This window comes from Acidovorax sp. KKS102 (assembly GCF_000302535.1).
In the GTDB taxonomy this organism is placed as follows: domain Bacteria; phylum Pseudomonadota; class Gammaproteobacteria; order Burkholderiales; family Burkholderiaceae_C; genus Acidovorax.
On record NC_018708.1, the window covers coordinates 599091 to 611135 of the forward strand.

Genomic DNA, 12045 nt, shown 5'->3' on the forward strand with positions numbered 1-12045 from the left:
AGGCTGGCGTGTGCTGTTATCCGGTTTTCCCGTCCTGCAGGGGCGTTCGGAGGTCCGTGACTGCCCCTCACACCTCGGGCTCTGCCAGCTCCAGGATGCGTGCGTGGACCTGGTTGCGCTCAGCCGGGTCGGCATCGATCAGGGCCTTGAGCGCGCCTTCGGGCAGTTGCATGCCCTTGCGCCGGTCGTCCTTGACCGGCATGTTTCGCCAGCCCGACAACACCAGCCAGTCCCACAGCTCAGCGGGCAGCGGGTGCGTGACCAGCATCTTGACCGGCCCCCGCAGGATGAGTACCCCCACCGGAGGCAGCGAGCCCACCGGGGCAGGGCGGCGGGGCTGGCGGATGGACAGGGCGTTGCGAATCCAGTCTTTCATGGGGGCAGTGCAAAGGGTGGATGGCGGCAGCATAGCCCAGCGCCGCACGCAACGCCATCAGCTTGTTTCCATTTGAGGCAGGAGGTCACTTCGCTCTGTGAAGCGCTCGGTGCTGTGCGCCCCAGCCCCCTGCGGCGGCTGCAGCGGCACCGCATCCAGCCGGTACCCCACCCCATACACCGCCGTGATCGTGTAGCCGTTGGCCTCGGTCAACTCCAGCTTGCTGCGCAGCCGGGACATGTGGGTGTCCAGGGAGCGCGAGGGGGTGTCGGTGGCGTCGCCCCACACTGCCTCGCGCAGATGGGTGCGGGACAGCAGGCGGCCTGCGTTGCGGAACAGGAACAGCGCGAGTTCGTATTCGCGGTGCTTGAGTCCAATGGCCTCGCCGTGGAGTTGCAGGGTGCGTTGTTCCGCGTCAAAGCGGTACGCACCAAAGTCCAGCCGGGCACCCATGGACTGGGGGAACGCCCGGCGCAGCAGGGCGGTGGTGCGGGCCACCAGCTCGCCCATGCGCAGGGGCTTGCTCATGAAGTCGTCGGCGCCGCGCGACAGGGCCTCGACCACATCGCGTTCATCGTTGCGGCGGGTGATGAACAGGATGGGCGGCAGCATGCCGTGGGTGTTGCGCACGGTCTGCACCACGTCCGTCCCTTCCATGTCGGGCAGGTGCCAGTCCACCAGCAGGAGGTCGAAGGTTTCCTGGCGCAGCGCCTGCAGCAGGCTGGTGCCGTCGGCGAAGGTGTGGCACACGTGCTGGTGGCATTCCAGGGTGCCCTTGATCTGCTCCAGCAGGAGAAGGTCGTCGTCAAGGACTGCGATGCGCATGGGGATGGGCTCTGGGGGCTGACACCCCGGTGGATCAACAAAACGCTCCCCTCAAAAGGGAGCGCTTTGATGTTGCCCCACATCGGCCCGCTGTGCGCGCGGTTTGACAATCGTTTGCAATGCTCCGGTGCCCGCGCGGGCCGGGCTGGGCAAGGCCTGCTCAGGCCACCAGCGGCTCTTCCTGCATGGCCTCGATCTGCTCGATCAGCATGTCCACCTGCCCGCGCCAGTAGTCGCTGCTGCCAAACCACGGGAAGTTGGCGGGGAAGATCGGGTCCTGCCATCGGCGCGCGAGCCAGGCGCTGTAGTGGATGAGGCGCAAGGTGCGCAGCGGCTCGATGAGCGCCAGCTCGCGGCGGTCGAAGCTGCGGAACTGTTCGTAGCCGTCGATCAACGCACCGAGCTGGTGGGTGCGCTGGCGCCGGTCGCCCGACAGCAGCATCCACAAATCCTGCACGGCCGGGCCCATGCGCGCGTCGTCCAGGTCCACAAAGTGCGGGCCACCGCGGCCCCATTCATCCAGCGGGGTCCAGAGGATGTTGCCGGGGTGGCAGTCGCCGTGCAGGCGGATCTGGGTGGCATCATTCAAGCCAAATTGGCCTGTGGCGCTGGTGGAATATGCGCTGGTAGCTATTAAATCGAGAGCTTTGTCGCACTGGGTCTTCCAGGCGGCTTGCATGTCGAGCGGGATGATCTCGTTCATCAGCAGCCAGTCGCGCGATGCCGTGCCAAAGGTGGCCTGGTCCAGCGTGGGCCGGTGTGCAAAGGGCTGGGCGGCGCCCACGGTGTGGATGCGGGCCAGAAAGCGGCCGATCCATTCCAGCACCTCAAAGTCGTCCAGCTCGGGCTGGCGCCCGCCACGCCATGGGCTGACGGAGAACGCAAAGCCATCGTGCTGGTGCAGGGTGGTGCCGTTCAGCACCAGCGGGCCCACGGCGGGCACCTCGGCCGCCATCAGCTCGGCGGCAAAGGCGTGTTCTTCGAGGATCTGCGCTTCGCTCCAGCGGCCGGGGCGGTAGAACTTGGCCACCACGCGCTCGCCGTCTTCCAGCGTGACCTGGTACACCCGGTTTTCGTACGACGACAGTGCCATGAGGCGGCCGTCGCCATACAGGCCCACGCTGGCCAGCGCGTCCAGCACCTGGTCGGGGGTGAGGCGGGCGTAGGGGTGCTGGTCGGCGGGCGGATGGTCTGGGTGCGGTACGGTCATGCCCGATTGTCGCCGCCTGCCTGCGGATGCCGCCCACGCCGCGCGCGCGGCGCAGCGTCAGCCCGGCAGCAGGGTGGCGATATGCCCCGCGCGCGGGTCGCCGCTGCCTGCCAGCACGCTGGCAAACAGCGCCTGCGTGGCCTGGGGCCCCGCGTGGTGCTGCACCACCAGCCAGGGCTGCGGCCCCGACGACACGGCGGTGCTGAACTGGTTCCAGGCTGCCACCAGCCGGTCGTTCAGGCCCTGCGCGCCCCAGTCGGTATGGCGCTTCTTGACCTGGGCGGGGGCAAAGAACATCACTGGGCGCGGGCCGGGCAACTGGCCTGCGCCACCCAGGTCCTGCACGTGGCTGGCGCCCACCGAGCAGCTGTAGGCCAGGCCCGTGAAGTGGGCGTGGATGCGCTGGCGCAGGCCCACGCTGCCCGCAAAGTCGATGTAGACGCTGGGCGTCGCGCCGTCGATCTGGTCCAGTGCGTCGTAGGTGACCACGCGGCTGTAGCAGCCCAGGCTTTCGCAAAACGCCACATTGCCGGGCGAGGTGAGGCCGATGACCTCGATGCCCTCGCGCTGCGCAAGCTGGAAGGCGGTGCCGTAGGCGGTTTTGCTCGACGCGCTGGACAGCAGCATGCGCCGGGCGCCAAAGAACTGCTGGTCGGCCAGAAAGTCGTCGATGAGCCACGAGGTGATGAACAGTGGCCGCAGCAGCGCCTGCACGTCCTCGTTGTCGGCGCGATACAGCCCGTCGGTGCTGGTGCGCAGGTAGTGGTTGTAGACCGCATGCAGGCCCGCGCGGTGCGGGGCGTCGTCGCTGAAGCCCGTGGGGTTGACACGCTGGGGCGACAGCACGGCCTGGCTGGCCATGGGCCAGTAGCCATACAGCCGCTCGCCCACGGCCACGGCCGGGTGCAGCGACTGCACCACGGTGCCAAAGCCCCACACGGGCACGATGCCCCAGCCGGCCTCGCCGGTGGGGAAGAACTGCCAGTAGTTCAGCATGTCGCCCAGCGCGGCGTAGGTGATGTTGTTGGCCGTGAGGGCAAAGGACTCGACCCGCACGCGGACCTGGCCCTCGACCAGCGGGGTGTCGTCGGTGGTCAACAGGCGGGTGGTGGCCAGCTGGTCCTGGCGCACGAGAAGGGTGGTGGTGCTCATGCCGCGACGCTAAACCAAAGCGTGCCCGCGCTCAAGCAGCGCGCGCCGCCTGGGCGACAGGTGCGCGGCGTGGCGGTGCGCCGGAGTGCCGGAGTGCCGGAATGCTGACGGGCTCAGTCCGCCGTGGGCTGGGCCAGTTGCTCGAAAGGCAGCGCCTGCTTGACCAGGATGACGGTGCAGGGCGCATCGCGCGCCACGCGCATGGGCACCGTGGCAAAAAAGCGCTGGGTTTGCAGCCCGTGGGTGGCGGCGCCCAGGATCATCATGCTCACGTGGTTGCTGGCCGCATAGCGCACCAGCGCCTGGGCGACGTCGCCCGCTTCGAGGACGTGGTAGCTCACGGCATGGCCGGTCAGGTCCAGCCCCTGGGCCCACTGGCGCAGGCGGGCCATGTGCTGGCGGTGCAGCGTGGTCTCGCTGCGCTCGCTGTCGCTGGTGCTGCTGGCGCCGGGCGACACCACCGTCACGCAGGCCAGCCGGGCGCCGGGGCGGATTCCCAATGATCGACCCACGGCCTGGCGCAGCGAGTACAGCGTGGCGTCTGTCACGTCGGCATGGGGCACGGCCACCATCAGGATGGGCGTGTCCTCGATCTGCTGCGAGGGCAGGGGGCTGGGCGTGTAGTGCATGCCCGCCGCGCGCAGCCAGCGGCGCAGGTGGGTGCGCAGCGGCGTGCGCTCTGTGCGCTCGCCGCGTTCGGTGATGAGCACCTGCTCGGGGTTGGACAGGTCAAACGCCAGGTGCGCGGCCGAGGGGTAGCGGCTTGCGGCCTCGGGCTCCAGGCAGCGCAGGATGACCTCTTGCAGCCAGGGCGGAATGTCGGCGCGGTGCTTGCGCGGCGGCGCGGGCGTCATCCACAGGCGCTGGCGCATGCCGCCGCTGGTGGTGGGGGCGCCAAAGGGCAGCTCACCCGTGGCCAGCTCGTACAGCATCACGCCGATGGCAAAGATATCGCTGCGCGGGTCGCCGCGCACGCCTACCACCTGTTCGGGCGCGATCCAGGCGGGCGAGCCCACGGCCTGGCGCATCTCTTCAGCCAGCAGGTCGGGGTAGTGGGCGTGGCACGAGAGGCCAAAGTCCAGCAGCACGGCCGTGCCATCGTCTTTGATGAGCACGTTGGCGGGTTTGAGGTCCAGGTGGCAGACGTTCTGCTGGTGCAGGCTGTGCGCCGCATGGGCCGTGGCCGCGCCCAGGCGTGCGATGGTTGCTGTGTCGCAGCGGCCAGGCCCTTCGTCCAGCCAGTGCTGCAGCGTCTGGCCGGGGATGTATTCCATCACCAGGTAAGGCAGCCGCACCAGGTCGCCCGCCGCCACAAAACGCGGCACATGCGGGCCGCTGAGCACGGGCAGGATCTGCAGCTCCACCTCGAAGCTCACGATGTTCTCGGCCCCGTCGCCCGCCGTCATGCGCGGGATCTTCATCGCCATGGCAAAGCCGGGGCTGCGGTCGGCCTGCGCGTATTCCACCGCGTAGATGTGGGCCATGCCACCCGCGTGGATGCAGTCCACCACGCGGAAGCCGTCGATCTCGGTGCCAGGCTCCAGCAGCTTCATGTCACTGGCCTTTTTCGAGCCGGTCGGCGTAGAAGCCGGGCAGGCCCGCCGCGCGAATGGCGGCGGCGGCGGCCAGGTGGTCATACGGCACGCGGTAGAAGGTGATCTGCTTGGCCGTGTCGTCAAACAGCGCGTACATGGCGCGTGCATCGCCATCGCGTGGCTGGCCCACGGAGCCCACAATGCCCAGCCACTGGCGGTGCGTGGGCACGGGCACCGGCACGCCGGGCTCGGGCGCAAAGCGCATGAGCTTGGCCGTGGGCGTGAGGAAATACAGCACCTGCTCATGCACATGGCCGCAGAACACGTAGCGGATGGCGGGGTCGATGCCTTGCGCGGCGGTCATGCTGCGCTCTGCCGCGTTGGAGTCTTCCACATACCGCCATTGCGCGGGCATGTCGGCACTGGCGTGCACCAGCAAGGCGCTGCTGCCCAGCCGCGCGGTGAGTGGCAGCGACTGCAAAAAGGCGATATGGCTGTTGCCGAGCTGGTCGTGCGTCCACTGCGCGCCCAGCTCGCTGCGGTTGCGTGGGTTGGCGGGGGGCGCCAGGGCCATGGCGTCGTGGTTGCCCAGCACGCACAGGGCACCTTGCTGGGCCAGGTCGCGCACTTGCTCCACCACGGCCACGGGCTCGCCGCCGTAGCCCACCAGGTCGCCCAGCAGCGCAAATTGTTCGGCGCCGTGGGCGCGGGCGTGTGTCAGGCAGGCGTCCAGGGCCTGGCGGTTGGCGTGGATGTCGGACAGCAGGGCGATTTTCATGGGGTTGTCTCCAACCCCATCATCGCGCGCGTCGCTGAATGCCAGCTTGCAGGCAGGCGGTGCCTGCGTGGTTTCAAAGCAAAAATAGCTGCGAGCGCTTGTGGATCAAGCGCTCGCAGCTATGGTTTTGGTAGCTCAGAGGCTGCGCTGTGTGGTGGCTGGTTTGTCCAGCGCCAGCACCAGGCCCAGCGCAATGATCGCGGGCAGTGCCTGGCTGAAGAAGATCTTGGGCGCTGCGGTGGCGGCGCCAAACACCCCGGCCACGATCACGCAGGCCAGAAAGAAGATCTTGAACACCCGGTTGCCGGTGAACAACCCAAAGAACAGGCCCGCTGCCAGAAAACCGTTGTACAGCCCCTGGTTGGCCGCCAGCGTGGTGGTGGCGTCGGCGAACTCCTGGGTCAGGTTGAAGGTCTTCATGCCCTGTGGCTTGTTCCAGAAGAACATTTCGAGCACGAGGATGTACACATGCTCGATGGCCACCAGGGCCACCGCGATGCGGGGAAGCAGCTGGCGGCCCATCACTTACACCAGCGTGATGGTCACGTCGATGTTGCCGCGCGTGGCGTTGGAGTAGGGGCAGACCTGGTGGGCTGCGTCCACCAGCTTCTGGGCGGTTTCCTTGTCCAGGCCGGGCAGGCTGATGTTCAGGCGGGCGGCGATGCCGTAGGCGTTCGGGATGGGGCCCAGGTCCACTTCGGCGTCAATGGACACGTCTTGCGGCACGGGGATGCCGATCTTGCCGCCCACAGCCTTCATCGCGCCGATGAAGCAGGCTGCGTAGCCGGAGGCAAACAGCTGCTCGGGGTTGGTGCCGGTGCCGGAGGTGCCGGGCGAGGACAGCTTGACGTCCAGGCGGCCGTCATCGGTCTTGGCGGCGCCATCGCGGCCACCGGTCACGTGCGACTTGGCGGTGTACAGGACTTTTTCGAGCTTGGTCATGGTGTCTTCCTTGCGGTTGTTGCCCACGGTGGGCGGTGGAGGGAATCGGTTCTGGCGGTGTCGTTGCGTATTTCTGCAGGCCGTCAGCGTTGCTCGCTGAGCCGGTCTCGCAACTGCTTGAGTTCAATGGTCAGGGCGGTCAGCTCGGCAACCGAGCATTGGCTGCTTTGCAGCACACACTGCGGAATGGCCTCGGCCTGGTCGCGCAGCGCGCGGCCCTCGGCCGTGAGGGTGATGCGCACGCGGCGCTCGTCCTGCACATCGCGCAGCCGGGCGATCTGGCCCTGCGCCTCCAGGCGCTTGAGCAGCGGCGTGAGCGTGCCGGAGTCGAGAAACAGGCGCTCGCCCAGCTCGGACACGGTCACGCCGTCCTGTTCCCACAGCACCAGCATCACGAGGTACTGCGGGTAGGTCAGGCCGATGCGGTCGAGCAGGGGCTTGTACAGCTTGGTCATTGCCAGCGAGGCGGAATACAGCGCAAAGCAGACCTGGTTGTCCAGCCGCAGGATGGCGGGGCTGGGAGTGTGGGGCGTGCTGTGGCTGGGCATGGGGTGAATTGTGGGTGCAAATTCAATTGTGTGCAATTGAATTGTGAAAAACTTTGTTAATGGGCGGGATTGTGCGGGTCGGGGAGCAGAGCAGCGCCATCGGTGCTATTCGCGCGTCCCGCTGGCGCTGGCGCTGGCGCAGGCGGGGGCGCCGTGCCCCCGTTACTCTTCGGAAAATGCTATCAATAGCAGAGCTGCTGGCGCATGAATCATCTGCGCTAGCGGTCGATTTGGCTTGAAATTTGACGCATGGCGGTTCGGGCGACGACGAACCACCAGGCCCTCAGCGCCCGCTGAACTGCGCGGGCCGGCGCTCGACAAAAGCACGCACGCCTTCGGCCGCGTCTTCGCTGTTGGCCAGTTGCTTTTGCACGGGGATGAACTCTGCCACAGCCGCCGCCTGGCCTTGCTCGATGGCCTTGAGCACGTTGAGCCGCGTGGCGACCACGGCCAGAGGCGCCTGGGCTTCGATGCGCTGGGCAATATGCAGCGCTTCCTGCAGCTCCTGGCCAGTCGGCACCACTTTTTGCACAAAGTTCAGCCGGTACGCCTCGGCGCTGCCGAACTCATCGGCCGTCAGCAGGTGCAGCAGCGCATTGCCCGTGCCCGCGCGCTCGGCCATGCGCAATGTGGCGCCGCCCGTGGCCATGATGCCGCGCTGCACCTCCATTTGGGAGAAGCGGCAGTTGTCAGCAGCCACCACGATGTCGGCCCCCAGCATCAGCTCGATGCCCACCGTGAAGCAGATGCCCTTGACCGCCACCACCATGGGCTTGGTGCGGCGCCGGTAGCCAGGGAGGCCGTAGTCGTGCGGCTCCACCAGGCCTTCGGGGATGGCCTTTTCGCCGCGCTGCATGTAGGCGCTCACAGCGGGCAGGTCGAGCCCGGCGGTGAAATGGTCGCCAAACGCATGCAGCACGCCCACACGCAGGGCGGGGTCGTCGTCGAGTCGGGTGTAGGCCTCGGCCAGCTGGCGGAACATGGGCGGCGTCCAACCATTGCGCTTGGCCGGGCGATTGATGCCGATCAGCAGCACATGGCCGATGACCTGGGTGTCGATGCAGCCTTCGGGCGGGGGCGTGGTGGGGGTGATGTGTGTCATGGGCGCAGGTCTCCTGGCCCATGATTGAAAACGCAATGGAAACTGCGCGCCGTCCCCCGTGGGACAGCGCGCTGAAGGCCGTCAGTAGGTGTAGACGCCTTGCCCGGTCTTGCGGCCCAGGCGGCCGGCGGCCACCATTTCCTTGAGCAGCGGGCAGGGGCGGTACTTGCTGTCGCCAAACTCGGTCAGGTACACGTCCATCACGGCCAGGCACACATCCAGGCCAATCATGTCGGCCAGCGCCAGCGGGCCGATGGGCTGGTTGCAGCCCAGCTTCATGCCGGCGTCGATGTCCTCGGGCGTGGCCAGGCCTTCGGCCAGCACAAAGAAGGCCTCGTTGATCATGGGCACCAGGATGCGGTTGACTACAAAGCCGGGCGCGTTCTTCACGGTGATGGGGCTCTTGCCCAGCGCCTCGGCCAGCGCCTTCACGGCGTCGTGGGTCGCGTCGCTGGTCTGCAGGCCACGGATGATCTCCACCAGCGCCATCATGGGCACGGGGTTGAAGAAGTGCATGCCGATGAAGCGGTCTGCGCGGCTGGTGGCGGCGGCCAGCTTGGTGATGGAGATCGAAGAGGTGTTCGAGGCAATGATCACCTCGGGCGCCACGATGGCGTCCACCTGCTTGAGGATCTTGAGCTTGAGTTCGTAGTTTTCGGTGGCGGCCTCGATCACCAATTGCGCGGCCTTCAGGTCGTCGTAGCTGGTGGAAGTCTTGATGCGCGCCAGGGCGGCCGCCTTGTCGGCTTCGCTGATCTTTTCCTTCTTGATCAGGCGGTCCAGGCTGCCAGCCACGGTGGCCAGGCCTTTTTGCACTGCAGCATCCGAGATGTCGACCATCACCACGTTGATGCCCGACACCGCACAGGCCTGTGCAATGCCGTTGCCCATGGTGCCTGCGCCGATGATGCCTACGGTCTGAATCGTCATATAGAGAGCCCTCTTCAAAGTGAAACGGATGGACGGAATGGTAAGGGGAATCGCACGACCGTTCGGTTATCGTGCGTCAAACCTGAACCAACAAGCCGCTGCGCAGCATGGCGGAGGAGACACCACAACATGTTCGACTACATCGTGATCGGCGGCGGCTCGGCAGGCTCCGTGCTGGCTGGCCGCCTGACTGAGAACCCCGCCGTGCGCGTGTGCCTGCTGGAGGCGGGGCCTGCCGACAACAGCGTGCTCATCCACTGCCCGGCCGGGCTGGCCGTGATGGCCAAGTTCGAGCTGAACGGCTGGGGCTTCAACACCACACCACAGGCGGCGCTGAACAACCGGCGCGGCTACCAGCCACGCGGCAAGGTGCTGGGGGGCTCCAGCTCGATCAACGCCATGGTCTACATCCGGGGCCAGCATGCCGACTACGACCACTGGGCCGCGCAGGGCAACCCGGGCTGGGGCTGGGAGGATGTGAAGCCGTACTTTCTGCGCGCCGAGAACAACGAGCGCGGTGCCAACGACTGGCACGGCCGGGGCGGCCCCTTCAACGTGGCGGACCTGCGTGCGCCCAACCGGTTCAGCCAGTATTTCACCGACGCCGGTGTGCAGGCCGGGCACCCGCACAACACCGACTTCAATGGCGCCACGCAGGAAGGCGTGGGCCTGTACCAGGTCACGCACAAGAATGGCGAGCGCCACAGCGCGGCCAAGGGCTACCTCACGCCGCACCTGGCGCGGCCCAACCTGCAGGTCATCACCGGCGCGCATGCCACGCGCATCCTGTTCGACGGCACGCGCGCCGTGGGTGTGGAATATCGCCAGGGTGGCGCGATCCAGCAGGTGCGCGCCGGGCGCGAGGTTCTGCTGAGTGCGGGCGCGCTGCTGTCGCCGCAGCTGCTGATGCTGTCGGGCGTGGGGCCTGCCGCGCATTTGCAGCAACACGGCATCCCGGTGCTGCACGACCTGCCCGGCGTGGGCCAGCACCTGCATGACCACCCCGATGTGGTGCAGGTACTGGACGCCCCTGAGCTCAAGGACCTGTTCGGCCTGTCACTGTCGGGCATGGCGCAGACGCTGCGCGGCATCGTCGAATGGCGCAAGCACCGCACCGGCATGCTGACCACCAACTTTGCCGAGGCGGGCGGCTTTATCAAGAGCGACCCGTCAGAGGCTGCGCCCGATCTGCAACTGCACTTTGTGATCGGCAAGCTGGTGGACCACGGCCGCAAGACGGTGTTCGGCCACGGCTACTCGGCCCATGTGTGCCTGCTGCAGCCCAAGAGCCGGGGCTCGGTCACGCTGGCCAGCCGCGACCCCATGGCCTTGCCACAGGTGGACCCGAACTTCCTGGCCGATCCCGACGACATGGCGCGCATGGTGCGTGGCTTCAAGCGTACGCGCGAGATCCTGATGCAACCGGCGCTCGCGAAGTTCGGCGCCAAGGAGCTGGCGGCCTCGGCCAGTGCGCGCACCGACGCGGAGATCGAGCAGTTCATCCGCCAGTACGCCGACACCATCTACCACCCCGTGGGCACCTGCCGCATGGGGCCTGGGCCCATGGACGTGGTGGATGCCGAACTGCGCGTGCATGGCCTCGCCGGCCTGCGTGTGGTGGACGCGTCCATCATGCCGCGCATCGTGAGCGGCAACACCAATGCGCCCACGGTGATGATTGCGGAGAAGGCGGTGGACCTGCTGCGCGCCGCGCCGTGAACGATTTCACGTTTGGCGCCCGGAACGCGATTTTTAAGGTTTTCAAAGGGTCTGTTTAAGGAGTTTTTAACAGGCAAAAACGCGGCGAATTTCTAGACTTCTCGGCATGGAAGCGGGTGCATGGTGCACCCGGCCCGGCGCCCAAAAAAAGGCGCTGAAAGAGCCCAACGAGGCCATGAAAGAACGTGATGAAGATTGATGCCCGCGAAATTGCCGCACTGACCCAAGCCCAACCCGCCGCCCCCCGCATGGACATGTACGCCAGCATCCACAAGGCGCTGCGCGCCTTTATGGCCGACACGCTGCTGGGCCTGGGCCGCATGGATGTGGACGACGACCTGGAGTTTGCCCAGACCTGCGACCGCGTGATGCAGCTGCTGGACCTTTGCCGCGCGCACCTGCACCACGAGAACCAGTTTGTGCACGCCGCCATGGAGGCGCGCCAGCCCGGCTCCAGCCAGAGCATTGCGGGTGAACATGTGGAGCACGAACAGGCCATCACGGCCCTGGCCGACGGGGTGAACCACCTGATGGCCTGCGCCAAGCCCGCACGCCCGGCCGCCACCCTGGCCCTGTACCGCCAGCTGGCCCTGTTTGTGGCGCACAACTTCGAGCACATGCACGAAGAGGAGACGGCCCACAACCGCGTGCTCTGGCAGTGCTACACCGACGCCGAACTGGCGGGCGTGCACGACGCGCTGGTGGCCTCGATCCCCCCGCACGAAATGATGGTGGTGGCCCGCTGGATGGTGCCCTACATGTCGCCGGCCGAGCGAACGGCCATGCTGTCGGACATGCAGCAGCATGCGCCTGCTCCTGTGTTGGCTGCAGTGCTGGCGCAAGTGCAGCCGCACCTCACGCAGCCCGAATGGACCAAGCTGATGCGCAGCCTGGGCCTGCCGGTGGTGCCCGGCCTGGTGCATTGAGG

Annotated in this window: 13 protein-coding genes; 2 read left to right on the forward strand and 11 right to left on the reverse strand. The window is 67.0% G+C overall.

Features of this window, described 5'->3' with window-relative positions:
• Window positions 1-67: 67 nt before the first annotated feature.
• The 11 genes from C380_RS02755 to C380_RS02805 all read right to left on the reverse strand — a co-directional run bounded on the left by C380_RS02755 (window position 68) and on the right by C380_RS02805 (window position 9398).
• Entirely contained in the window at window positions 68-376 is a 309-nt protein-coding gene (locus tag C380_RS02755) for a hypothetical protein (RefSeq protein WP_015012365.1), read from the reverse strand.
• A 57-nt stretch (window positions 377-433) separates the two neighbouring features.
• Window positions 434-1201: a response regulator transcription factor gene (locus C380_RS02760; RefSeq protein ID WP_015012366.1), complete on the reverse strand. Its 768-nt coding sequence runs from the start codon at window positions 1199-1201 to the stop codon at window positions 434-436.
• Window positions 1202-1361: 160 nt separating this feature from the next.
• A complete protein-coding gene (locus C380_RS02765) occupies window positions 1362-2411 on the reverse strand; it encodes a serine/threonine protein kinase (protein WP_015012367.1) in 1050 nt (349 codons plus the stop codon).
• A gap of 57 nt (window positions 2412-2468) precedes the next feature.
• On the reverse strand, window positions 2469-3563 hold the full coding sequence (locus tag C380_RS02770) for a DUF2855 family protein (RefSeq protein ID WP_015012368.1): 1095 nt from the start codon (window positions 3561-3563) through the stop codon (window positions 2469-2471).
• Window positions 3564-3676: 113 nt separating this feature from the next.
• On the reverse strand, window positions 3677-5116 hold the full coding sequence (locus C380_RS02775; RefSeq protein WP_015012369.1) for a bifunctional serine/threonine-protein kinase/universal stress protein: 1440 nt from the start codon (window positions 5114-5116) through the stop codon (window positions 3677-3679).
• Window position 5117: 1 nt separating this feature from the next.
• Entirely contained in the window at window positions 5118-5876 is a 759-nt protein-coding gene (locus tag C380_RS02780; protein ID WP_015012370.1) for a metallophosphoesterase, read from the reverse strand.
• Between the two features lie 135 nt (window positions 5877-6011).
• Window positions 6012-6398, reverse strand: a complete 387-nt coding sequence (locus tag C380_RS02785) for a DUF1304 domain-containing protein (RefSeq protein WP_015012371.1) — start codon at window positions 6396-6398, stop codon at window positions 6012-6014.
• Between the two features lie 3 nt (window positions 6399-6401).
• On the reverse strand, window positions 6402-6818 hold the full coding sequence (locus C380_RS02790) for an organic hydroperoxide resistance protein (protein ID WP_015012372.1): 417 nt from the start codon (window positions 6816-6818) through the stop codon (window positions 6402-6404).
• A gap of 83 nt (window positions 6819-6901) precedes the next feature.
• The gene (locus C380_RS02795) at window positions 6902-7366 is read right to left on the reverse strand and encodes a MarR family winged helix-turn-helix transcriptional regulator (protein WP_015012373.1); all 465 of its coding nucleotides are present in this window, start codon (window positions 7364-7366) and stop codon (window positions 6902-6904) included.
• Window positions 7367-7649: 283 nt separating this feature from the next.
• Window positions 7650-8468, reverse strand: coding sequence for a crotonase/enoyl-CoA hydratase family protein (locus tag C380_RS02800; RefSeq protein ID WP_015012374.1), 819 nt, complete (start codon window positions 8466-8468; stop codon window positions 7650-7652).
• 81 nt (window positions 8469-8549) lie between these two features.
• Entirely contained in the window at window positions 8550-9398 is an 849-nt protein-coding gene (locus C380_RS02805; protein WP_015012375.1) for a 3-hydroxybutyryl-CoA dehydrogenase, read from the reverse strand.
• A 129-nt stretch (window positions 9399-9527) separates the two neighbouring features.
• Here C380_RS02805 and C380_RS02810 point away from each other — a divergent pair, with 129 nt between their 5' ends.
• Window positions 9528-11117, forward strand: coding sequence for a GMC family oxidoreductase (locus tag C380_RS02810; RefSeq protein ID WP_015012376.1), 1590 nt, complete (start codon window positions 9528-9530; stop codon window positions 11115-11117).
• 188 nt (window positions 11118-11305) lie between these two features.
• Window positions 11306-12043, forward strand: a complete 738-nt coding sequence (locus C380_RS02815) for a hypothetical protein (protein ID WP_015012377.1) — start codon at window positions 11306-11308, stop codon at window positions 12041-12043.
• The last annotated feature ends 2 nt before the right edge of the window (window positions 12044-12045 follow it).